The sequence below is a fragment of the Sphingopyxis sp. 2PD genome (assembly GCF_005503695.1).
GTDB lineage: Bacteria > Pseudomonadota > Alphaproteobacteria > Sphingomonadales > Sphingomonadaceae > Sphingopyxis.
The window spans coordinates 17726-41806 of sequence record NZ_SCMU01000026.1 but is presented as its reverse complement, the minus strand read 5'-3'; the positions used below and the strand labels follow the sequence as shown (position 1 = coordinate 41806).

The following is a 24081-nucleotide window of genomic DNA, read 5'->3' as shown; positions in this document are numbered from 1 at the left end:
AACAGCAACGACGCATCGCCACTCGATATGACAAAACCCTTCTCTCGTTCGAGAGCTTCCTAAACCTCGCCGCCACGCGGCTATGGCTGAAGTCTTTTGTCAACGCGGCCTAGGGACCTCACCGGCGGATTTCCATCAAGGCCAGCGGCACTCAAAACGCCGCACAAACAGGCCGGACATATGAAAGCAACCGATCAAAGCCATCGCGACCACAAAGCCCTTGCCATAGGGGGCGTCCACATATGAATCAGAAAACCGCCCAAAAAAGAATCCCCTTTGAATCAGCCAAATGTCATCCCGCTCTAACTCCTCGCCCAGCCAATGATATCTACGGCGGAAAACTCTAACCGCAACTGGTCCAGAATTCAGGTGGCAGAGCACCTGAAATGGAGGCGGCGCCGTTCTCACAGGTCAGAGCCGCACGCATCCCCGCAGGGTATCGCGCAGCACTGCAATTGAATTGCTGAGCGAGGCTTCGCCTTCCAGCCGCCCGTTGATACGTAGCATCACCGTCCCGCTTTGCTGCATGAGCAGGGGAACAAGTTGCGTACCCGTCACGCCGCCGATCCATTGAGTGCCGTTCGCATTGGCGCGCTGAACGGATATGCTAACGAGCCGACCGGAGAAGTTCCACGTCATCGTCATCGCATTGTCGGCGGAGGGCTTGTTGAGCAGCATCGCCATGTAGGGCTTTCCGCCTTCACAATAGAGACTGAGGGCTTCGATGTTGGGCGATGCCGCGGCGCTCACATAAGCCATGGGCGCGCGACCTTGCACCGGTACAACTTCCCAGGGTGTACCGGGAAGCGGCACTGCCGTTTCGGGCGGACTTTTGTCCAACAGCGTCTTGATTTCCGGCGCAATCGGCAGCCTAACGCCCGAAGCAGACGGATAAACTGTTAGCTTGCCGCGCTCCCAAAGGCCCACCTGCACCGCACGGCGCGCCGGGTCTATTATTATATAGGCCTGCTCCACACCGCCCTGATGCTGCGCATTGCCGGAAAGATAGTAATAGTTCCCAGCCCGCTGCAATGGCGAGACGGCTGAGAGATTGGTCCGCAGCGCAGCCATCTTCGGCCCCATCCGGGCCTTCAATGCCGCAGCCAAGGTACCCTTATCGAACAGGTCGATATTGTCCTTGGCGTAGCTTCCCGGATATTTGCCGACGAGGCTGGCGAGATTGGTCCATTCCGCTGGAATGCCTTGCACGGCCACCGCCGGCTCAGGCCGTGGCGGCAGTGGCGTGCCAGCAAGAGCGCTGCCCTGGCAGAGCGTGAACGGGCCGCCACCCGTGAAGGCCGCATGGAAAGAAGCCGGGCGTTGGCCGCGCGGCAGATCGGATTCAAAGCGGATGACACCGCGCTTCTCGTCGTCGTTCACATACATGAGAACCCGACCAAAATCATTGCTGCTAACTGGAAAGGGAAAAAATACTGCCATGATGCCGTCATAGCTCTGGCCCATGAAGGTGAGAGCATATTCCACCCGAGGGGGCTTTATTTCCCGACCATTGGCGCGGAACGTCATGCCCTTTTCATCGATGGTTACGCGCGGTTCCTTTGAGCAGTCGCCGCGCGGGGCGTAGCTGCCAAAGATATGGTCGACGCCCTGATCCTTGAAGCTGGATAGTGGTAGCGCCTGCGCACTTGCGGCAGCAATCGTGGCAATCGCACAAGCGGCAAGACCTACACCCGAAAGGCGGATTGTGGACGGCATGTGAAATGGCAATGTCATGTCGAATCCCCATCGAAGTGGTGACGGTTTTCGCGCGCACATGGCTCAGTCACGAGGTAAATTGGTGCGCCGGTCGCCTTGATCCTATTTGGCCAACAGGATAGCTGACTTAAGGGATGGTTTGGTTCTGGTCATGGATGCCCCCACGTGAAAGCCCTGCCCGGCAGGGACCGTGACGTGGTTAATACGATCTTGATGACTCTAAAATGAACGGGAAGGAATAGGTGAACTGACCTGACCCCCTGGTTTCCACCAGCCGGGATCAGAGCCCGGCCTTTTGCACTGCTATCCAACTTTCGACCACGCGGGTCATGCGCTCCGGATCGGGCATGCCGTACCGCAGCCGCATCCAAAAGTCGTCGGCGCGCGCTCGACCGCGCCAAGGCTGAAGCGCTGACAGCAAGCATCGGATGTATAAACTGATATCTTCGGATCTGAGATGGCACACCTCCCACCGCCCCGAGCAAAATAATAAAGTGCCATAATAAAGTTCTTTACCAAATGCCGAAAAACTGCTCATCTTCCAGCCGAGCGGCGAGAATCTTTTCCTCTCCGGAAATCTCCTTCTGGCCACTCCTCAAACTCGGGGCAGCTCGGCGAGCTGCCCCATTTTTGAACATCGACAATCGGGGACAAGGACGGGTTCGCGCAAGAAACGAAAAAATCGAGACAGGGAGAGATAGGGTGATGAATAAGAAAGCCTACTGGTTGGCAAGCGCCGTCGTGATGGCGTTGCCACAGGTCTCAAATGCTCAGGAAGTCATAGCCGAAGAGCCAGATGGCGGTGACAATGTCATCGTCGTGACAGCGCAACGTCAGGCGCAAAGCTTGCAAGACGTACCGATCGCTGTCAGCGCATTCAGCGCTGAGGCGCTTGAAAGCCAGCAGATCGAAAATGCCTCGGATCTACAGCTGACGCTGCCCAATGTATCTTTCTCGAAAGGCAATTTCACCTCAGCTTCATTCACTATTCGCGGCGTTGGCGACCTGTGCGTCGGCGTCACCTGCGATGCTGCGACCGCAATCCATGTCAATGGATCCCCCTTGTTCGGAACACGCCTGTTCGAGACCGAATATTTCGATCTGGAAAGGATTGAAGTCCTTCGCGGACCTCAAGGCACCCTGTTCGGCCGGAATGCGACCTCCGGGGTCGTGAATGTTGTGACCGCGAAACCCAAACTCTCCCGTTTCGAGGCTGAAGCGCAATTCGAGTATGGCAATTTCAACAGCATCGAAGCGCGTGGCATGGTCAACGTCCCGATCGGGGATATGATCGGCGTGAGGCTGGCGGGCATATATGTGAACCGCGACGGTTATACGACGAATCTCTATGATGGATCGGACATCGACGCTCGGGACCTCTATGCGTTGCGAGGCTCCCTTCGTTTCGAACCCGGTCCTGATACGACGATCGATCTCATGGGCTATTATTTCCGGGAAAAGGACACGCGCCTCAGAAACCAGAAACAAACGTGCCAACGCGATCCATTGGGCGTGCTCGGATGCCTGAACAATCGACGTGATTTCGATACCACGAACGCAAATTCAACGGTCGGTGCGACGCTCAGTTCATCCGAGTTCTTCGCCATTCAGGGCATTCCCGCCGTGCTCGGCCTCGGCAGCCTTTATGGCCCTGATGGGTTTTCCGGGTTTCAGGAGCCTGGCGATGTGCGTGTCGTCAACACGGCCTATACCCCTTTCTATTTTGCCGAAGAGCTACAGGTGCAGGCGCGCCTTGAGCAAAAATTCGGCGCGATGACCCTGACGGCCACCGGCATTTATCAGGATACTGAAGTCGATTCCAGGCAGGACTATTTTCTTGGAATTCAAAGCCGTGCCGGTTTCGCCCCGGCGCTCAATACGTTGGACTTTTTTGCGGCTAACGGATTACCGACAGGTCTTGCTCCGCCGGCGCCAGCCTTCATTCCCGGCTCTTCGGCCTATTTTTCGCCGATTGCCGGCGCTCTAATCCCGGACGGTCCGCAGGGCGTGCTGTGCACGTCGGATAATGATGATGGAAGCAGAGGCGCTTTCGAAGGGAACTCGCTGTGTTCCGAAACGCCGCTTTCTTTCGATCGATCTTCGGAACAACGCGAATCGTGGAGCGGAGAGCTCATCCTCACGAGTGACTTCGACGGGCCGTTCAATTTCCTGTTGGGCGGAATTTACGCGAAATCGAAAACCACCGACAATAGCTATTATGTGAACTCGTTTGCGCTCGATTACGCCAGTGCCGTATTGGGTTCATTCGGCTCCTTGTCGGGCGGCCTTCCGCCATCCTATTTCGCGACGTCGATGTATCGGAACAACTCGCTGGAATCGAATCTAGAGAGCTATGGCATTTTCGGCGAGGTCTATTTCGATCTAAGCGACCGGCTGACGTTGACCGGGGGGCTGCGTTACAATAATGACAAGAAGGATGTGACGGCGCGTACGACGCTGATCAGTTTCCTGAACCCTTATGCCAATGATGGAGATCCGTTCGATACCCCGATAACGCCCCTCACCGGGCCGTCTGGGCTTTTCGATGCCGACCCGGGGACGCCGGGCCAACAGCTCGCCCAGTTTCGCGAAGTAAGCTTCGACGAAATTACCGGACGAGCAGTTCTGGCCTTCGAGGTTACGCCGGACAATTCACTCTATGCATCTTATTCTAGGGGTTACAAATCCGGCGGGATCAATCCTCCGCTTTCTCCGATTTTCGCCGTCAGCGAGAGTTTCGGCTCTGAAACGATCGATGCCTTCGAGATCGGCTCCAAGAACGTCTTCGCAAACGGCGCGTTACAACTCAATGCCACCGCATTTTACTACAAATATAGTGGACTGCAGCTCAGCCGCATCGTGGCAAGAACGTCCGTGAATGACACGGTTGACGCCAATATCTGGGGTGTCGAACTGGAGTCTGTCATCAGGCCGGACCCGAACTGGCTTATCAATCTGTCCTTCAGCTATCTCAATGCCAAGGTCGCCGGCGATCAATTCTTCTCCAATCCGCGTGATCCGGGCGGCGGGGATCCTGATGCCGTGATTATCAAGGACATCAGCAATGGTGCGCACTGCGCTGTCACGGGACCTGCGCCTGGCGTTGCTGATGCGTTCGTTGCGGGCGTAAATGCGGCTCTCGGCCTTCGCGCACCGCAGGAATTTCCTTCGGACGGCAATATCGCCTCCAGCGGCGCGTTCGGCATTTGCGGTGTCCTCGCGAGCGCTATCCCTGCGAACAGCGGGATCCAGGTATTGAGTCCTGGCGTCGAGGTTAACATCAAGGGCAACACATTGCCGCAAGCGCCGAATGTCAAGGTCTCGATGGGCGTGCAGTACACGGCAGAGGTCGGGAATGGTATGACACTCGTCCCCCGCGTCGACATTTCCATGACCGGAAAGCAATATGGCAATATCTTCAACGGCAGAATTAATCGCATCCAACCTTTCGTACAGGCTAATGCAGTTTTGCAGTTGAATGGTGCCGACGAGCGCTGGTTTGTCCGGGGGTTCGTTCAGAATATCTTCGATAGCAACTCAGTTACCGGACTTTATGTCACCGATGCATCTTCCGGTAATTTTACAAATATCTACACGCTTGATCCGCGGCGTTATGGTGTCGCGATCGGCGCAAAATTCTAATGCTTTAGCTGTCCCAATCGATCGGGAAAAATTATACCGCATGAAAATCGCGGCGTCGGAGGGCCAGTAGCAGGCCCTCCGACGCCGATTTCATGCGCCAATTGCAGTCTTGGGCGAGGAATGGGTGTGAGATACGTCCGGCGTGCGCACTGCGGAAACTTGCGTCTCGCGCGAGCGATATGGGAGGCACATTGGCTCCTGCCCCTCGAATCTGACCGGCCCCCACCGAGTGGTCCGCGTGGACTGTTAGGTGTTTAGTCCCAGCATGTGATGGAGTGGTTTCATATCGAAGATATCTGGCTTGGATTTCCGGAGCTCTTCGATGGCCTCGTAGGTTGTCTTGAAGCGCAGAGCCTTCAACTGCTTGGCGAAGTTGTAAGCGACGAGCCAGTCGCGGACATGGCGGCGCAGTTCATTGATCGACGTGTAATGGAAGGATTTGACGGTGGCCTCCTTGATGGTGCGCACCATCCGTTCGGCCTGGCCGTTGGTCCATGGGTGATAGGGCTTGGTGAGGCGATGCTCGATGCCGTTCTGCTCGCAGACACGGCCGAAGATATGGCCGATCCATCCCAGTGGGCCGCCTTGGTCCCGCTGCACGAACTGTACGCCGTTATCTGTCAGGATGGTGTGGATCCTGGTAAGTGATAATTTTCCCCCACGCGGGGCGGACGGGCGCGGGCTTCGATTAGAAGCTGGCGCCTAATTTCGTTGTATCTAATTTCGATCGTGCTTTGCTCAGGCGGCGTTGGCGGTGGCACTCGTTTCGAACGTCATTTCGGCGGCCTTTGTATCGACCCAGTTCCCAGGTAGCAGGTCATCGATGGGCTCGCCGTCGCCGCGGGTGACGATGCGGGCAAGGACGTCGGCCAGGTAGGCGGCGGGGTTGATCGCACCCAGCTTGCAGGTCTCGATCAGCGACGCGATCGCCGCCCAGTTCTCGGCGCCCAGTTCGTGGCCCGCGAACAACGCATTTTTCCGTTGGAGTGCGATCGGCCGCATCGACCGCTCCACCGGGTTGTTGTCGATGTCGATCCGGCCATCGTCGAGGAACCGGACGAGCCCGGCCCAGTGGCTCAGTGCATAGTTGATCGCCTTGAGGGTCGGCGAGCCGCTGAACATGCGCCGGCGCTTGGCGTCGAGCCAGTCATGCAGCTCGTCGACGATCGGGCTGGACCGCGCCTAGCGGACGGCAAGGCGCTCCTCGGGCGTGCGACCGTGGATCTCGCGCTCGATGTTGTAGAGCAGCCCGATCCGGTGCAGCGCTTCGGTGGCGATCGGCGCGCCATCGCCCTTGCCGCCGGCGTCGAAGAAGCCGCGGCGAACATGCGCCCAGCAATAGGCCAGCACCGAGGGTCCGCCGGGACGTCCCGCCTTGCCGAACTGGCCATAGGCTTCATAGCCATCGACCTGCAGGATGCCGTGATACTCGCCGAGGAGCTTCGCCGCCCACATGCCGCCCCGGCCCGGCATGTAGCTGTAAACGATCGCGGGTGGATCGACCCCGCCATGCGGGCGGTCGTCGCGGACCATCGCCCACAGGTAGCCCGTCTTCGTCTTGCCGCTGCTCGGCGCCAGCACCATCGCGGTGGTCTCGTCGACGAACAGGCGATCGCTCTTCAGAAGCTCCGCCTTCTGCCGGTCGACGATCGGCTTCAGATAGCCCGCCGCGCGGCCGACCCAGCCCGCGAGCGTCGCGCGATCGATCGTCACGCCCTGGCGCGCCAACATCTGCGCCTGCCGGTAGAGCGGAAGGTGATCAGCGTATTTCTTGACGAGGATATCGGCGAGCAGCGCTTCCCTCGGCAGGCCGCCCGGCACCACATGCGCGGGAGCCTTCGCCTGCGCGACGCTATCGCCGCACGATCGGCACACCATCCTCGGCCGCACCGTCACGATGACGCGATATTGGGCGGGGATGATGTCGAGTCGTTGGGACCGATCCTCGCCGATCCGGTGCAGCGCACCGCCGCAGCCCGCGCAGCAGCCGGCCTCCGGCGCGATCTCGATCTCGTGACGCGGAAGATGCGCCGGCAGCGAGGCGCGGGTTCGTCCGCCGCACGCTTGCGCCGCGGCGGCGCGATGCCGGTGGCTTCCTCGCCCTGTTCGACCAGCAGTTCGGCTTCGGCCATCGATACGTCGCGATCTTCGAGCGCCAGCGCGAGCTGGCCGCTGTCGATCTTCTCCGACCGCTTGCCGAAGTGCATGCGATTGAGGACATCAAGAAGGTGCTGGAGCCGGGCGGAGCGGAGCCGTTCGGCGATGATCATCGCCTTTAGTGCCTCGACGTCGTCGGGCAGCTCTTCCACCCCCTCGCTCATGGTGCGGATGGATACATTATTTCGCGGTTTTCTGCCCGTTTTGTGCGGCAAGACGAGTCATTTTCACGGCCTATAACGCCATCACCGGACGCGCCACACGCGGGGCATGAACACGCGCCCAGTCGAGCCCTTCGATCAGCGCCGAAGCCTGCGCCGCGGTAAGGCTCATCACCCCGTCGCCGAAGCGCGGCCAGCGGAACGTGCCCGTCTCGAGCCGCTTCGTCACCAGCACCAGGCCGGTCCCGTCCCATAGCAGCAGCTTGATCCGATCGGCGCGCTTGCGGCGGAACACGAACATGATTCCGGAGAAGGGGTCGCGGTTCAGCTCGTGCTGCACGAGCGACGCCAGGCCCACCATTCCCTTGCGGAAGTCGACCGGCTTCACCGCCACCAGCACTTTGAGTGGTCCCGGCGGGATGATCATGTCGACACCTGCACCGCGAGCAGCACCCGCTCGATATGGTCGGCAGTCACGCCGTCGGGAATGCGGATCGTCATGCCCTTGATGTTGATGCGGATCTCGGCGCCGCTGCCCTGCGCCTTCGGCTCCTCGACCATTGCCGGAACGAAGGCCGGCGCGTCGTCCGATTCCATCCGTTCGCGCGCTTCCCGGCGCCAGGCGTAGAGCTGCTGCGGCAGGATATCGTTCCGGCGCGCGATATCCGCGACGTTCGCCCGCGGCGCCATACTCTCGGCGATGATCCGGGCCTTCGCTTCCGGCGTCCACTGCCGACGCTCGCGACCCGCCGGGATCACCTCCATCGGGCGAGCACGACCGTTCCCGTTGCTTTCGAAGCTACTTTCGAACGTCGTTACATCGCCCATCGCTAGTTACGCTCCCGATACAGAAGGCGCGCAACATAACGATCTCAGAACATTCGAAAATGTGGGGGTAAATTAGCGCTTACGGTGGCCTGCTGCCGGTTTGGTGGACACCGAGATAAGTTCATTCAGGCTACCCCAGCTTCACGTTCGAAGTCGATAGGACTGAGGTAACCCAAGGTCGAGTGACGCCGGGTCGGGTTGTAGAAGCATTCGATATAATCGAACACGTCGGCCTTCGCCTGCGCCCTCGTGCGGTAGATCTTCTTCCCGATCCGCTCGGTCTTGAGCGAGGAGAAGAAGCTCTCCATGGCGGCATTATCCCATACATTGCCGGACCGGCTCATTGAGCAGGTGACCCCATTGTCGGCCATGAGCCGCTGGAACTGCTCGCTGGTATACTGGCTGCCCTGATCCGAGTGATGCAGGAGAGCATCGGGCTTGCCGCGCCGCCAGATCGCCATGATCAGCGCATCGGTGACGAGCTGGGCTGTCATGTTGGGAGTCATCGACCATCCGACCACCCGGCGCGAGAACAGGTCGATCACCGCAGCAACATAGAGCCATCCCTCGGCCGTCCAGATATAGGTGAAGTCGGCCACCCACTTCTGGTTCGGCCTGTCTGCCGTGAACTGGCGATCGAGCACGTTGCCGGCGATGACCGAACGATCGCCGTGATCCTTGGGAAGCCCGCGTCGCCGCGGCCTCGCTCGCAGACCCTGCGCCCGCATGAGCCGTTCGATCCGGTGCAGGCCGCAGGACACCCCATCGGCCAGCAGGTCGTGCCAGACACGGCGCGCGCCATAAGTGCGATAACTTCCTACATGGCTGGCACGGACCTTCGCACCGATCACCTCGTCGTCGCGGGCACGCTGCGACGGCGGGCGGATCAGCCAGGCATGGAAGCCGCTTCGCGAGACACCGAGCGCCCCGCACATCCATGCCACCGGCCAGATCCCTCGGTGCTTCGCGATGAACTGGAACTTCATATCGAGTCCCTCGCGAAGTAGGCGGCGGCTTTTTTTAGGATGTCGCGCTCCGCCTTCAACTTGGCCAGCTCGCGCCGCAGGCGATCGATCTCCATCTGCTCCGGCTTCATCTGACCGTGACCGGGAAAGGCATGACCCGGATCGGCGGCAAGCTCCCGGACCCATTTACGCAGCACGTTCGCATGCACATCCAGATCGCGCGACGCCTGCGCGATCGTCACCCCGCGTTCGCGGACCATCCTCACCGCCTCAAGCTTGAACTCGCGGCTGAACTTCCTTCTTTGCATTGTGGACCTCCGATAGGTGGAAACACCCTATCTCGGTGTCCACCAAACCGGCAGCAGGCCACGGATCCTGTATGGCACCGTCTTGATAAGCACGCGCAGGAACGCTGCCGCGGCAAGCTTGGTCGCCCGGCGATAGATGCGGGCGAACACCAGCTTCGAGGTGCGGTCCACTTCGACATAGAGGAAGCCTCTTCCGCCTTCATAGCGCAGTTCCGCGATATCGACGTGGAAGTAGCCAATCTCATATTTCTTGAACTTCTTCGGCTTCTCCCGATCGGCTTTGGGCAACCGACTGATCCCGTGGCGTTGCAGGCAACGGTGCAGCGACGAGCGTGTCAGGTGTGGGATCACGTCCTTCAGCGCGATGAACACGTCGTCGAGCGGCAATCGCGCCTGCACCGGACACCGGATGTGTTCGAGGTGCTGGAACGGGGCTGCGCGCAAGTGGGTTATCCCGCCTCGATCAGGGCTGACAATGGCAGCGAATTTTATCTCCCGCGAGCTCGATCTGTGGGCCTACATGAAGGGCGTGACGCTCGACTTCTCGCGGCCTGGCAAGCCCACCGACAACGCGTTCATCGAGAGCTTCAACGGCAAGGAATGCCTTAACGCCCACTGGTTCATGAGCCTGGATGACGCGGTGCGAAAATGCGAGGCTTGGCGTAGGGACTACAACGAGGTACGACCGCACAGCGCGATCGAAAACAAATCACCGATATCGCTCATGTTGGCATCAGCGGCACATGGCCCGCCCTGATGTCAGCACGCTGGAAGGCTGCCAGCAGGGCGGTCCAGAAACGGGTAGCAGCTCAGAAGCCATCGAGTATCTTGGCAAGTTCTGGACGATCCTGGGATGTCGGTTTGCCCCGAACTTCGTCGTTCTGATCGCAATGCAACTCGGGTACGCAAATCCTTGTCCCTGGTTCACTTGACAAATTTTCAGAAGTAGCAATTTTAGCTCCTATCCTGAGTAGCAGGTAAAGATTGTGCTGTTCTTGACTGATTTTCAGCAGGGACTCGAACCTCGGCGCGCAGAGGTTCCTGGGCGCGTTCAAATTCGCCGCGGTGTGCAGCCCATCCTGCTCGTCTGCCGATATGAGTCCAGATCAGATATTCGATGTCGGCCCATTCGAATGGCGCTGGATCGATCGACGAAGCTTGGCTGTAGTCAGGGTCCAACAAGGGAAGAAGGACGAACGCGGGCGCGAGACGGAGCGCCGCTGCGCAACGTAAATGGTCATCGAGCGCCACGGCCGGGTTACCGCTCTCGATCTCTCGTAGCCAACGAACGCTCAATCCAACTCTGCGGGCAAGATGCTCCTGACTCAAGCGACGGCGAAGACGCTCGCTTTCGATGCGCCGCCCAGAGAACTCCTTGAGCTGATCCAGCGAAGCGACGCCGCCCTTCTCGCATGTCCTGGTGTCCGACATGAGCTTCCGTCCGAATAGTATGTGGTGCGCTAGCGCTCCATGCGAGGCTGGCTATCGCTGAGCGACACAGCAAGTAGAGATGCTTTCAGTCTATTAGCTTCGTTCATCTTCAAGGATTTCAGTCTGTGTCGCGCCTGACGCAATTCCCTTCAATTCATTGATTCCAATATGAAAGTTGGAATCACGATGCTCGGCTGCGGCACAATCGTGCCGCCTTGGGGAACGCGCCTGCCCTCACGATTGCCGCTGGCTCACAGCGCGTCCATCTATCCCTCCGTTCCGACCGGCTGACTTATCACTGGCTGCCTCATCGGACGTTCACGCAACCCACATCGAACGGGCGCCGTCGCGCCAGGGAGGACTCATGTCATGCGATTCCGCGAACGATCGTGCTGCGCCTCGATTCCGGTTATCGTCATTATCGGCGAACGGCCCCTTCAAGAAACCTGCCGTCTTACTGGCGGCGGCCGCACTTCTCGCCTCGCCGGTCGTTTGTGCACAAGAGAAGACGGAGAAGGTGTTGCTGGCAAAAGGCGCGGCTGCTGACCGGGATCGACGCGCTCGCGAGCCGCGATGCTACCTCGAACCCCGAGCCGCTGATTGCGCGCGTCCAGGCGCCCGCCGTGCTGCCGAATGACGTCAAGGCCAATCTCTCGGGCTGCTTCGTCATCGGCAACGCGACGGGCAGCCTCGCCAAGGAGCGGGTCGAGGTCCAGCTCGTATCGCTGTCCTGCGTCGATTTCGACGAACGCTCGGTGGTCGACCAGCCGATCAAGGGTTTCTTCGTCGACACCGACGGCAAGAAGGGGCTGTCGGGCAAGGTGGTAACGCGCGCCGGCGCGAGTCTCGCGCGCGCCTTCATCGCCGGCACGATCAGCGGGATCAGCCAGACGGTCGAGAACACGGTCGGTGACGTGTCGACATCGGCCTTGGGTTCGGTGCGGACGCTCGATGTCGGCGACGCCGCCAAGGTGGGGATCGCAGGCGGCCTCTCGAAGTCGTCCGACAAGCTCACCGACTTCTATCTCGATCTCGCGCGGCAGGCGGGACCTATCGTCGAAGTGGGCGCCGCCAAGGACGTCGTCGTCGTCATCCAGGAAGGCGTCACGCTCGAGATCAAGCCGACCGCCGGGAGCAAGTTCTGATGCCCCCGCCCATCCTCGGAGGAATATCGATGACCGATATGTCAAACCGGCGCCGCGCGCGCCTCTGCTCAGCCGCACTCTTGCTTGCCGGCGTCTTGCCACTCTCAGGGTGCGCAACGCTCGGCTCAGCGATGTCGCCGTACAGCGAAAAGTTCAGCTGCAAGAACGACGATCACGGCCAGTGCATCCATCCCGAGAAAGCCTATGAGGATGCGGCGGAGGGCCGGGCTTCGCGTTCGGACCCGGCGGTGACACGCGACAAGATATTGCTCAAGGCGAACCAGCGCGGCACCGCGCGCCGAGGACGCAGCGATGCTGATGCCTATGGTGATTACCGCGACAGCGTCTACCGGGAGCTTCAGGGGCTGATCGAGGCGCCCGAGGCGCCGATGCTGCGGCCGGCGCAGGCGGTGCGAACACTGATCCTGCCCTATGCCGATCGGAACCGGCCCGACCGGCTCTATATGCCGCGTTTCGTCTATTCGGTGCTTGAGCCCCCCTCCTGGGTCGTCGGCGGCTATCTCGTGCCGCCGGTCTCAGCCGCGGCGCGCGTGCCGGTGCTCGAGCAGATCCGCGAGGTGCCCGGAAGCGAACTGACGCCGCCGGTTGTGCCCGCGCGCGCGGAGCCGCGGCCATGAAGGCGCCCGGAACCGGCGGTGGTCTTACCTTCTCCGACCTGCACCGCGCCGTTGCGCGCGACCGCTATTCGGATTTCCTCCCGCTCGTCGCCTGGGTCGAGGAAGAGGAAGCCTTTCTCTGCATCGATGATGGCTGGGGCTATGCTTGGGAGTTGACCCCTACCGCCTATATGTTCGCGCATGTTCACCAGGCGCTGCTCGGCCTGTTCAACGCCCAGTTTCCCGAGAACAGCGTCGTCCAGCTTATCAGCTTCGCCGACCCGCTGATTGCGCCAGCGCTCGACGCCTATCTCGACCTCAAGACCCGGCCAGATCCGCTGATCCAGGCATCGGCGCGCCGGACGCACGCTTATCTAAACGAAGGCCGGAACGGGCTTGGCGCGCTCCACGGCATTCCGGTGCGTGATTTCCGGACCTTCCTCGCTGTCAAAACGCGCGCCCCCATGCACAGCGACCTGCGCCGCCAGATCGAAGAGCAGCTTGCCAAGCTCGGCATTCGCCGCGTCGAGCCGCACGAAATGATCTCCTTCTATCGCCGTATCTTCAACGGCGTCTTCGAGGACGCTCCTGGCGTATTCGCCAGCGGTGCAGCCGGGCACCCCGCCCCGCCGATCCGCAAGCAGATCGTCGATGCCGGCCCCGATCTCGCTTTCGACGGACCCGAAGTGTTCCTCGGGGGCCAGGTCGCACGCTGCCTGACGCCGAAAGCGCCGGCGAGGCGGGTTACCGCGGAACACATGAACCGGCTGATGGGCGGGATGCGCGGGAGCGCCGAGGACAGCGACCAGATTGGCGGCCCCTTCCTCTATTGCCTCAACATCCTCTTCGACCATTCGCAGTTCGAAATTCACAAGCGCGCCCAGATATTGTCGGCGCAGAAAGCGGCGGGCAGCTTTGCGGTCGAGGTCGGCAAACAGATCGAGGAAATCGGCTGGGTGCTCGACGAGGCCGGCAACAGCCGTTTCGTCTCGGTCATGCCGACCGTCTGGGTGTTCGGCCGCGATTCCCATCACGCCCGCGAGATGGCCGCGCGCGCCAAGCGCCTCTGGGAAAGTGAACCGCTGCCCTGGATGGTGCAGGAAGAATCCTACCTCAATCCGATCTTGCTGACCGCGAGCCTGCCGTTCGGCCTTTATCCCGAGCGCCGAACGATCAAGATGCTCGAGCGCGATTTCCGGATGCCGGTGAAGGCGGCAGCGCTGATGGCGCCGATCCAGACCGACTTTCGCGGAGGCGGCCGCCCTGCCCTGCTCTATGTGGGCCGCAAGGGTCAGCTCGTCACACTCGACCTCTTCGATCCGCGCATCAACAATTATAATTTTGTGGTCGCGGCCGAAAGCGGCGCGGGCAAGAGTTTCCTCCTCAACGATCTCTGCCGGCAATATTATGCCCAGAACGCCCTCATCCGCATCATCGACATTGGCGGATCCTACCGCAAGCTCTGCACCCTCTGCTCGGGTCGTTATATCGACGTCGGCGAGGAACGGCTGGTTCTGAACCCGTTCGACCTCGGGCTCGCGCTAGACGGCGAGGACAAGCATTCGGCGATCGCGATGGCGGTCGCGATCGTTGCCGAGATGGGGAACGCGGCGACGCGCAAAGGCGTTTCGACCTCAGAATGGAATCTCATCAAGTCGGCCGTCCAGTGGACGATCGATGGGGGCTATGCCGATGAAGGCATCGACTCGGTCCGCGCCTGGCTCGGTGCCTATCCGCAATTTGCCGCAGCCGATCTCGACCGTGTCGAGCATCTGAAGCCGGTCGCGCGCGAGCTCGCGTTCAATCTCAGGGATTTCGGCTCGGATGGCGCTTACGGGCACTTCTTCAACGGGCCGTCGACCTTCGACATCTCCGCCGACGAGTTCGTCGTCCTCGAGCTCGAGCGGCTGAAAGCCATGCCTGACCTGTTCAACGTCATCGTCATGGTGGTGGTAAATGCGGTGACGCAGGAGCTCTACCTCTCGGCGCGCGACCGGCCCCGCTTCGTGCTTTGTGACGAAGCAGCGCAGTTCATGACGAAAAGCGATGGTCAGGATCTGTCGCGGCTGGCTGAAGCCTTCGCACAAGGCTACCGCCGTGCCCGCAAATATCAGGGCAGCTTCGGCATCGTCCTCCAGTCTATGAACGACCTCACGCTGTTCGGCGGCACAGGCCAAGTCATCCTCGAGAATGCGGCGACGCGGTTCCTCCTGCAAGGCTCCACCTATGATCGTGCTGTCGAGAGCAAAATTCTTGACTATTCCGGGTTCGTCCTCGACCTCCTGAAATCGGTCCGCAACAACAAGCCGAACTATAGCGAGGTCTTCATCGACTCTCCGCTCGGGCTCGGGGTCGCGCGGCTTGTCGTCGATCCCTTCAGCTACTGGATCAACACCAGCGCGCCCGGCGAAGTCGCGGCGTTCGAAGCACTGATCCGGGCCGGGCGATCGCCGCTCGAGGCTGTGTGCGAGCTCGCCGACGTCGATCCCCGCGAGATATTGGGCGATAGCCGCGACTTGCCGCGAGCATCGGAGCCAGCGGCATGAAGCGGCCTTCGCTCCATCCCGACGAGCTAGCGATGCAGCTCGACGCCATGTTGCCCGCCGATCGGGCGCTGTTCGACGCGGCCGTTGCGGCAGTGGCCGAGCGGCAGGCACTGGGTTGGCGGTTCCGGCTCGTCATGATCGAATCCGTCATGATGGCTGGCCTCGTTCTCATCGCCGGACTGCTGGTTGACCAGCCGACGTCGCTGTTTACGCAGGCGTCGGTGACGGTCGGAATCGCTTGCTTCGCAAGCGGGCTGGTCCTGATCTGGCTCTCGTCCGTGACGAGCGGTCTGATGCTCCGGTGGCGCGGTCATCGGCGGACACGATGAACGGCCTCCTCTCCCACGCTCCTTCGCCCATCGCGGTCAGGTTGGCCGTCGGTGGCCTGATGCTCGGCCAGGCGCAAGCCCTCATCCTCTTCGCCGCGCCCGGCCCAATCGCGAACTCGCCGCGATCGCTCATCGTCGTGCTGAGCCTTCTCTCGTTGGTTTCACTTGTCGGTGCGATCATCGGTGTTGGCAGCTCCGATCCGCGAGAAAGATGGAGGAGATATCGTCGTGGAACATGATCGCGGTAGCATTCGAGTGGCCGCCTGGCAGTTTGGCACCTCGTTGATGCTCGTGTTTGGGGCATTCGTCATCGCCGCCACGGCGCGTGGACAGACCGCGGCGATCGGGCGCACCTGGGCGATCGCTGAACCCGATGCCCTTTCTGAAATCGAGGCGCGCGTTGCGCAGCAGCCGAAAAGCATCGCGGGTCGTTTCGGTCCGCGTGAGAAGTGGAGCGCAATGCAGTCAGCCGCCCTCGGCGTTGCGCGCGCGAACAGGAAACGAAGCGTCGTGCCGTTCCACACGCTCGATTTTGAGGTCCGGTTGGACGACGGCAAACTGCTCTATCCCAAAGGCTACACCTTCAACCCCCTCACCTATGTGTCGATGCCGCAGCGCCTGATCGTGGTTCATTCGCGCGACCTGAACTGGGCGCTTGGCCACGCGCGGGCGAGCGACTGGATATTGCTCGCCGGAGGCGGCCCGGAGGTGACCGACCCGATCGCACTCGGAGAGAAGGTTGCGCGCCCGCTGTTCATTCTCGAAGAGCGCGTGAAGGAGCGGCTCGATCTTCGCGTTGCGCCGGTCATAGTCGCGCAGGTCGGACAAAAGCTCGAGGTCAGCGAGTTCGCGCTTGAACGAAAAGGCCCGGCTCCCGCGAGCCAAATCCTACGCTCGGCGAGCACGCCGTAATTTCGCCAGCTCTTTTTTGGCGCCTTCATCCAATCGCAAATCCGGTCATCCGCCTATTCGGACGCCGCGACCCAGGGGAGCTCTAATCGGAAACGAAGACAGAGTTCTTCATCTTGACGCCCGCCTGGCTCCGGCTGGACGGGCGTCTTTTTTTACTTCGATGAAGTTCGCAAGATTCCGCAGGGTCCCATTTGGCCCGATCGTCGACTTCGTTGATGCCTGGAGGAACTCGCTTCGCAAGAAGCGAGCTTTGGTGCCTTCCCTTCGCCATGGTCTGGTCCGCAAGGACGCGACGGGACCGCGAGCAGACATCTGATCGGCAAATCCAACCTCAGCGTCACGGAAGCCGGCCCCGCACCGCTGATAGCGGCAACGATGTGCCCATCCGCGGCATATCCTTTCCCATCTGGTTGCGACGAGCATGTCGGCGGGTCCATCTCCGCTTCGGGCAGGCCAATCGCCCATACAGAGCGCCGAAGCCTCATCCAACCTTTTCAGCGCCCTACCTGGCGGAACGGAGAAGTCATGCCAGCTTGCCGACACTTGCGCGCGACTTCCGCATCGGGGAGCAGCGGCGCCAGGCGCCAAGTCGAGCCGAAGAAGACGCGCCGGTCCTTTCGCTGGGCGGTACCCGTCGGGCTCGGCGCAGTTCTCGCTTTCATCCCCGCTCCAGCGCAAGCATCCAAATGTCCGAGCGACACGATCTTCAACCCGATCACCAAGGTGCGTTGGAACTGCATCTTCCCCATCACCATCGGCGGCGTGCGCGCCGGCAGCTACGACAAGCTCGACAAGGCGCTCGACGCACAATCGGCGTCGAAACCGCTGTGTGCGTGCCGCAAAGGTGCAACCTTCTGGTTCGGTGTCAAGGTCAGTTTCTGGACTCCGAACCGGATGATCGACGTGGTGACCGAACCCGGCTGCATGATGGCGCTCGGCACGGACATCATGGCGACCGGCGGCAAGCTCCAGGGCAGCCAGTCGTCGATTTCGGACGGCACGAACACGACGAAGTTGTTCGCGCAGATGCACTATTATGTCGCGCCGGTCTGGAAGATGCTCGACATGTTCAGCGATCTTCCGTGCCTCGAGGATGACGGTTTCGACGTCGCGCTGATGACCGAGGTGATGCCGACCTGGCAGTCGGGGACGCTGGGAGCGATCATCCAGCCCGAAGGCATCCTGTTCGGCAATCCCGCGGCCGGCCTTGCCTGCATGTCCGACAGCGCCGCGGCGGCAGCGGGCAAGGTCATCGACCCGCTCTTCTGGTGCATGGGCAGTTGGGGAAGCACCTATCCTGTCGCCGGCGACATTCACATGGGCGACCGCGTCGAAGCCTGGGCGGGGCTGGCAGCGCGCGGCACGTTCATGATGGGCCGGCTCGGCGCGCTGACCATCCATTCGGCGGACGGCTGCTCGTTCAAGCCGCAGCCGATCTGGACCAAGAGCCGATACAAACTCCAGCTCATGGAGCCGGTGAAGGGCGGCAAGTGCGTCAACATCGGCCGTCCCGGCGCGCTCTGGACCTCCGGCAAACACGCGCCGGGCAAGGACAACGCCCAGTTCATGCTCTTCGAGAAAGCGATCTGCTGTGCCGGCATTTCGACGCCCTGACCCGGCACTTCCCGATCGTCTCGTGCGCAGCCCGGAATCGGCCCGGTCTGCCCGCCACAGCCCCGGTGGCTGCCGGCAGGCGCGCGAGGCGGGAGCGGCGCCCTGCCCCCTCTCGGGCGCCGCTCCACCTGCAGACGATACGGGTAAATTGCCATCGCCACAAGCGAGACCGGCCCTGATCCCGCCGTGTCCTCGGGTAAAAGCGGTGCTCACGGTGTTCGACGGCCAGGCCGTCTATCGGCACCTCTCGCCCGGATCCGATGACTTCCGGGCGGGAGACCTGTTTCGGCTCGCGCATGGATCGCGCACTGTGGACGGTGATCGTTCGTGAAGCGCTCGGTTTCTCTCCTGTTGCTGCCGATGGCGGCAATGGCTTCCGCCAGCACACTGGCGCAGTCAGTCGAGGACCGCGCGCGCGCAGCCGCGGAAGCTTCTCGCGCGAAGTCCTCGACCAGCAAGGCGATCCAGGAGAATTACCTCACCCCCGGCCTCAGCGGACAGCCGATCGCGACGGTCGATCGCAGCCAGAGCTTTACGCCGAGTCTCGCCTGCCAGAAAACATCGAGCCTCCTCGAAATCCTGATCCAGCCTGACGGCACGGGCGACATCAACACCGTCCGCATCGCCCGCGACACCGATCTCGACGGCAGCTTCGACCGCGTGTCCACCTTGCCCGTGCCCGTCTCGGGCATCTGCGCCAACGGCGTCATCGCTTGCCAGCCCGGAAGCTGGAACGCGTGCAACTATCATCGTTGGAACGTCGATGTCTCGGGCGACCTGGGGCTCGCCGCCGCCGAAATGGCCGAACTCGCGGGCTGTTACTGCGTCAACAACAGCTGCGGCGCGAATCTCGTGATGGACAATCTGCCGTCGGTGCTCAAGGATCTCGGCGGCGGCGCGATCGGCGCACTCACGAGCCACGATCCCCGCGTCGGCGTGGCCGAGGCGCGCATCAACGGCCCGCTGATCCAGTATGTCGGAGCGCAATCAACCGCCTGCACGGCTTTGCCGGACCTTCCGCAAACAGCCTATCGCGGCCGTCCGACTTCGATCCTCGGCGACGCCGCGGCGACCGCAGCCGGAAGCTCGCTGTTCCAGAGCCTCAAGGGATCGCCCGCCGGCATCGGCAAGGCCGAACAGGTCCGCGCCTGCACGATCGAACGCGACGTCACACTGCGGCCGCTCGCGTATGAGGATATCGTCTCCGCGACGGGCGTCATCTATTCGGTTCAGGGCTGCGGCGAAGGCTGCCGACGCTTTCGCATCATCGGAGATGGCAATTGCAGTAGCGCGCCGCCGATCTTCACCGCGCGCTTCGAAGTCAGCGACCCCGCGAAGCTCCTGTCGGCGCGGATCGTCGAGATGGGCGCCGACGACTGGGTCCAGGGCCGCATCAACGGCCGCGTCGTCGGCTCCGCGGGGCCGCGTCCGTGGCTGACGACAGGATTGCCTTCAGGCGACTGCCGCACCGATGGCGGCGCGGCGCGCAATTACACCTCCTATGATTTTACCACCGACCTGCGGGCGGGGCCGACGACGGTGTCGGCACGCGTGCGCGGCGGCGGCGGCGGTGCGCCTCTCACGACCGAATGGGGACTGGTTGACGTCGAGATTCGCGTTTCGGACGCATGCGAACCGAGCGACCGGCTCGTCGACCAGTGCGAAGATATTGGCGCCAATCAAAAGTGCCGCCTCGACAGCGAGAGCGTCGATGGCGTCCAGACGTTTCTGAACGGCGTCGGCACCGGCCTTCGCCCCCTCCCGCGGTCGCGCCAGTTCGGCACGGGCAGTTGCACCGCTACCCTTACCCGCGACTTTTTCCTGCGCCAGCGGACCTATAAATGCGCGATCGACACCGGCGCGATGCCCGAACCCGACCTGTCGCGCGGCGCCTATATCATCGATCGTTCGACCGAGACGCTGCTCGCCGACCGCGTTCGGACGGCCGACGGCGGCAGCGCCGCGTCTACGCGCGCCTTCGCGCTTCCCGATCGCGGCTCGGTTCCAGCTTGCGAGGCGGTCTGCAAGACGCGCTCTGCGAAAGCCAATACCGACGCGGCGCCTGCGGGCGTCGTCGGCGCGCAGCAGACCAGCCCGACCGGCTTCGACACCTTCTATCACGCCTGCTCACCGGGCAATGTCTGTCCCGCCGGTCCCGGCGAGACCATCGTCACGCCCTGCGGCTGCCTTGATACCTTTCCCGAGGCGGTGGTCATGATGCAAACGGTCAGGCTCGCTGGCGCCGATCTCGCCTGCACGGCGACAGCGCGATGATGGGCCGCTTTCTCTTCTGGCCGTCGCGCCTCGCGCTGATCCTGTTCGGCATCGTCGCCTTCGCGCTCGCCGTTTACGCGTCGGCAGCGCAGGCGCAGCAGATTTGCGCGGTCGACCTCAATGGCAATGGTGACGCCGACGACGCGGGCGAGACCGCTAGCTGCGTCGGGATGCAAGGTGGTAGCTGGCAGTGCCCGATCGAACGGGCATCGTGCGCGCCCGAGCCCGGCGGCGCGTCGTCCTGCCCGCTTGGTTCGCAATATGCGTGCGAGACGCTGGCGAGCGGCGGCGTGCCGAGTTGCTCGCCGAACGCCTGCATCGATACCGCGGCAAACCCGATCGAGGATGAACCCGTCGTCGACGATCCGGGCGCGCCCGCCGACGGCGAAGTCGACACCGACGGCAATTGTCTCGGGAACATCGAGATATTCGGCGGCCGCGCGCTGCGCTGCCGCCCAGCGGGCCTCAAGACAACCTTTTCCAACTGCTGCAAGGACAAGGGTAAGATCGTCAAGGACGGAATGGGCTCGTCGATCGCGTCGACGCAGACGAAGATCGCGATCGCCAAGGGCGTGTTCACCGGAGCCCAAGCCGCCTATGCCGCCTTCCAGGCGGGCGCGACGGCAAGCCAGGCGGCGAGCGCGGGCGCCAATGCGATCATTGTCGGCATCGATCCGACCTCGATCGCGATCAGCCTCGCGGTCAACGTCATGATCGAGTTCCTCCTCTCCTCCTGCGACCAGCAGGACATGGAGACGGGCATGCTACGCGGCTCGGGCATGTGCGTCGAGGTCGGCTCCTATTGCTCGTCGAAGATCCTCGGCATCTGCGTCCAGAAGTCGCGCAGCCATTGCTGCTTCAATACCAAGCTCGGCCGCATCATCCAGGAACAGGGCCGCCCGCAGCTGAAGTCGTTCGCGGATGGCTGGGGACCGGTGAAGACGCCGAACTGCCGCGGGTTCACGCCCGAAGAGTTCCAAGCGCTCGACTTCAGCCGAATGGACCTCTCCGAATATTATTCGGAAGTTCAGGCCCGCGCGCAGGCCGACATCCAGTCAGACATGAAGGATCGTATCGATGCCTATATGCAGGCCATCGGCCGCTAGGCGCCGCGCCGTACTCGCGGTGGCGCTCGCCGACGTAGCCGGCATCGCCGGCCTTGCCGCAGCGCAAATATCGCCGGGCATCGACGACAACCCGTCGGCGCGCGAGAAGGTAGAACGCGAGGGCGAAGCGGCGATGGACCGGCTGAAGGGCGCGGTGTCGCGCCGCAAAGCCCAACAGCAAAACGGCCCATCTGACCTGCCGAAGCCGAGCGAGGTCGAACGCCGGCGCGCCTTCGAGGCGATGCGCGACCGTGCCAAGTCGCCAGCGATGGAAGCCCGCGCCCGCGATGCGCTTGAGACCGGCAAAGACCGCTTCGCCGCAGAGCGCGAGGCGATGGCGAAGCGGCTCGGCCAGGCACTCGGGCTCGAAGCGCCCGAGATCAAGGCCGTCGCCGATGCCGGTCCGGCGCCGGCGGCGAAAGGCTGGGTGCCTGTGCTGTTCGTCTCCTCGTCGATGCCGTCGTCAACGCTGCGCACCTATGCAGCGCAGCTCGAGAAGGCACGCGGTGTCCTCGCGTTTCGCGGCATGCCGGGCGGGATGGCCAAGGTCGCGCCGATGGCGAAGCTCACCGCCGAGATTCTCCGCCTCGATCCCGGCTGCGAGGGACCGGCATGCGTGATGCGCGACGTGCAGGTGATCGTCGACCCGCTGGTCTTTCGCCAGCACGGCGTCACCCGCGTGCCCGCGCTCGCCATGATCCCGGGCGATCCGGTGCTCCCCTATTGCGAGCGCGAGGAGGAAAGTCCGCGCGGGAGCCATATCGCTTACGGCGATGCCGCCCTTTCCGGTTTGCTCGAAGAAATTGCCCGCCTCGGCGGAAAAGAGGAGGTGCGCGATGCTCAGTCTCGCCTGGAAGGCCGGTAAGCATCTGGCGATCGGTTTGAAGGGACTGCCGCGGCGCGCAGCCGTTGCGCTCGGCAGTCCGGGGCTCGGCGAGCCCGCGCGCCCCGACCGGCTCTGGAAGGCGACGGCGATCGTTGTGCCACTCGGGCTTCTGACGTGCTGGGCGATGCAGCAAGCCATTCTCGTGATGTCGCCGTCGATCGACGCCTGGGCGGTGCGCGCGGCGCCGGGGCCGATCGAGAAGGGCGATTTCGTCCTGTTCATGCTCTCCCATCCGCTGGCCGGCCCCGAACCGGTCAAGGTGACCAAGCGCGCGCTTTGCATGCCCGGCGAGCGCATATCGCTGATCGAGAAACCGTCGACGATGGAGCCCCACGCCATGGACGGGTGGTATTATTGCGACGGCGTCCTGCTCGGCGTGACCAAGCCCTACGGGCGAAATGGCCAGCGGCTCGACTATTGGCGGCCCGATCACGGGCTGATCCCGCCGGGATTGATCTATGTCGGCTCGCTGCACCCGAGCGGGTTCGACAGCCGCTATTACGGACCGGTGCCGATCGCGCGCCTCACCCGCATGGAGAAGCTGCTGTGATCCGCCCTGCCCTCCTCGCGGCGCTCATCACGGCCTTCCCCGCCGCCGCGCAGCCGACCTCACCCACCCGCGAACCGAAGCAGGGCTATTGGTGGTATCAGGCACCGCCGCCGGTCGAAGATGCGGATGCCGAGCCCGACGCGCTGATGAAGCCGGCGATACCGCCGATGGCGGAACTGGCGACATGGACGCCGCCCAAAATCCGCAAGCTGATCGAGCAGCAACGCGACTATGCAGCGACCGTGCTCACCGTCGACGCGGTCGCGGACTTCTGGCGGCTGCAGGACTTCGCGCGGCGCAAGGCACGTGCGTTCGCAGGCGTGACTCAGATCGCCTTGCTTCAGAACCCCGAACTCAATGCCAAGTCCGCCAACCCGATCGTCGGCGACGCGCGCGCGGCGATGGGTGCCGAGAAGGAAGCGGTTCGCCGCCGGTATCTCCGCGCCCACGCAAGCCAGTTCGCGCTCGTCATGTTCTCGCGGAATTCCTGTGGCTATTGCCGGGTGCAATGGCCGATCCTCGAACGGTTCCGCGAGGAGACGGGCTGGCAGGTCACACAGATGGATCTCGAGCGCCGACCGGAGCTCGGACAGCGCTTCGGCGTCGAGGTGACACCGACGACGATGGTGATCCGCCGCGACAGCTCGGCAAGGATGGTGATCGCGTCGGGTGTCGAATCCTATCCCAATCTCGCGCAGACCACATACCAGGCCGTGCGGCTGATGCTCGGCGACATTCGGCCCGAACAGTTCCTGACCGGCGCGGGCGAGGAAGATGGTTTCTTCGACGCACTCGGCAATGGGCCGGTTTCCGCGACCGATCCCCGTGTGTTGGGCGGCGACCTCGTCGGTGCGGGCTTGGAGCCGCGTCGATGACAGCGTCTATTGCCGAGCA

16 protein-coding genes and 5 pseudogenes are annotated in these 24081 nt (G+C 62.5%); 13 read left to right on the top strand and 8 right to left on the bottom strand.

What is annotated here, in order from left to right:
• Nucleotides 1-411: 411 nt before the first annotated feature.
• Entirely contained in the window at nucleotides 412-1734 is a 1323-nt protein-coding gene (locus FFS18_RS14335; RefSeq protein ID WP_039575466.1) for an Ivy family c-type lysozyme inhibitor, read from the bottom strand.
• A 687-nt stretch (nucleotides 1735-2421) separates the two neighbouring features.
• On the opposite strand from FFS18_RS14335, the gene FFS18_RS14330 reads away from it, so the two are divergent.
• On the top strand, nucleotides 2422-5358 hold the full coding sequence (locus FFS18_RS14330; RefSeq protein WP_054588702.1) for a TonB-dependent receptor: 2937 nt from the start codon (nucleotides 2422-2424) through the stop codon (nucleotides 5356-5358).
• A 246-nt stretch (nucleotides 5359-5604) separates the two neighbouring features.
• On the opposite strand, the pseudogene FFS18_RS14325 reads toward FFS18_RS14330, so the two are convergent.
• From FFS18_RS14325 to FFS18_RS14300, 6 genes and pseudogenes are all read right to left on the bottom strand, one after another.
• Nucleotides 5605-5997: pseudogene (locus tag FFS18_RS14325) on the bottom strand (integrase core domain-containing protein); the annotation flags it as partial.
• 99 nt (nucleotides 5998-6096) lie between these two features.
• Nucleotides 6097-7679: pseudogene (gene tnpC / locus FFS18_RS14320) on the bottom strand (IS66 family transposase).
• 70 nt (nucleotides 7680-7749) lie between these two features.
• Nucleotides 7750-8103: an IS66 family insertion sequence element accessory protein TnpB gene (gene tnpB, locus FFS18_RS14315; protein WP_054588704.1), complete on the bottom strand. Its 354-nt coding sequence runs from the start codon at nucleotides 8101-8103 to the stop codon at nucleotides 7750-7752.
• Nucleotides 8100-8441 carry an IS66-like element accessory protein TnpA gene (gene tnpA, locus FFS18_RS14310; protein WP_039581028.1) on the bottom strand — a complete coding sequence of 114 codons (342 nt, stop codon included), beginning with the start codon at nucleotides 8439-8441 and terminating at the stop codon, nucleotides 8100-8102. The genes tnpB and tnpA overlap by 4 nt, the downstream gene beginning before the upstream one ends.
• Nucleotides 8442-8629: 188 nt before the next feature.
• A protein-coding gene (locus FFS18_RS14305) for an IS3 family transposase (RefSeq protein WP_095385752.1) occupies nucleotides 8630-9777 on the bottom strand; the annotation gives its coding sequence in 2 pieces (ribosomal slippage) (nucleotides 8630-9519 and nucleotides 9519-9777; 1149 coding nt in all).
• Between the two features lie 51 nt (nucleotides 9778-9828).
• Nucleotides 9829-10179: pseudogene (locus FFS18_RS14300) on the bottom strand (transposase family protein); the annotation flags it as partial.
• 6 nt (nucleotides 10180-10185) lie between these two features.
• Here FFS18_RS14300 and FFS18_RS14295 point away from each other — a divergent pair.
• Nucleotides 10186-10534, top strand: a pseudogene (locus FFS18_RS14295) (integrase core domain-containing protein); the annotation flags it as partial.
• Nucleotides 10535-10731: 197 nt separating this feature from the next.
• On the opposite strand, the gene FFS18_RS14290 reads toward FFS18_RS14295, so the two are convergent.
• Nucleotides 10732-11208, bottom strand: coding sequence for a helix-turn-helix domain-containing protein (locus tag FFS18_RS14290; protein ID WP_081997358.1), 477 nt, complete (start codon nucleotides 11206-11208; stop codon nucleotides 10732-10734).
• Between the two features lie 524 nt (nucleotides 11209-11732).
• On the opposite strand from FFS18_RS14290, the pseudogene FFS18_RS14285 reads away from it, so the two are divergent.
• The 11 genes and pseudogenes from FFS18_RS14285 to FFS18_RS14235 all read left to right on the top strand — a co-directional run.
• Nucleotides 11733-12353: pseudogene (locus tag FFS18_RS14285) on the top strand (TraB/VirB10 family protein); the annotation flags it as partial.
• Between the two features lie 29 nt (nucleotides 12354-12382).
• Entirely contained in the window at nucleotides 12383-12991 is a 609-nt protein-coding gene (locus tag FFS18_RS14280; protein WP_054588710.1) for a TraV family lipoprotein, read from the top strand.
• Entirely contained in the window at nucleotides 12988-15516 is a 2529-nt protein-coding gene (locus FFS18_RS14275; protein ID WP_120216958.1) for a TraC family protein, read from the top strand. The genes FFS18_RS14280 and FFS18_RS14275 overlap by 4 nt, the downstream gene beginning before the upstream one ends.
• Complete coding sequence (locus FFS18_RS14270; protein WP_054588712.1) at nucleotides 15513-15845, top strand: hypothetical protein; 333 nt, start codon at nucleotides 15513-15515, stop codon at nucleotides 15843-15845. Before FFS18_RS14275 ends, FFS18_RS14270 begins: the two co-directional genes overlap by 4 nt.
• Nucleotides 15846-16130: 285 nt before the next feature.
• The gene (locus tag FFS18_RS14265) at nucleotides 16131-16757 is read left to right on the top strand and encodes a hypothetical protein (RefSeq protein WP_054590308.1); all 627 of its coding nucleotides are present in this window, start codon (nucleotides 16131-16133) and stop codon (nucleotides 16755-16757) included.
• A 660-nt stretch (nucleotides 16758-17417) separates the two neighbouring features.
• Complete coding sequence (locus FFS18_RS14260; RefSeq protein ID WP_039581037.1) at nucleotides 17418-18371, top strand: TraU family protein; 954 nt, start codon at nucleotides 17418-17420, stop codon at nucleotides 18369-18371.
• 360 nt (nucleotides 18372-18731) lie between these two features.
• Entirely contained in the window at nucleotides 18732-20645 is a 1914-nt protein-coding gene (locus FFS18_RS14255; RefSeq protein ID WP_054588713.1) for a hypothetical protein, read from the top strand.
• Nucleotides 20642-21751 (top strand): conjugal transfer protein TraN, encoded by a 1110-nt coding sequence (traN, locus tag FFS18_RS14250; RefSeq protein ID WP_039575491.1) that lies wholly within the window; start codon nucleotides 20642-20644, stop codon nucleotides 21749-21751. The genes FFS18_RS14255 and traN overlap by 4 nt, the downstream gene beginning before the upstream one ends.
• Entirely contained in the window at nucleotides 21723-22616 is an 894-nt protein-coding gene (locus FFS18_RS14245; RefSeq protein WP_054588714.1) for a type-F conjugative transfer system pilin assembly protein TrbC, read from the top strand. Before traN ends, FFS18_RS14245 begins: the two co-directional genes overlap by 29 nt.
• Entirely contained in the window at nucleotides 22588-23187 is a 600-nt protein-coding gene (locus FFS18_RS14240) for a S26 family signal peptidase (protein WP_054588715.1), read from the top strand. Before FFS18_RS14245 ends, FFS18_RS14240 begins: the two co-directional genes overlap by 29 nt.
• The gene (locus FFS18_RS14235) at nucleotides 23184-24062 is read left to right on the top strand and encodes a conjugal transfer protein TraF (protein WP_082665250.1); all 879 of its coding nucleotides are present in this window, start codon (nucleotides 23184-23186) and stop codon (nucleotides 24060-24062) included. The genes FFS18_RS14240 and FFS18_RS14235 overlap by 4 nt, the downstream gene beginning before the upstream one ends.
• Nucleotides 24063-24081 lie beyond the last annotated feature (19 nt).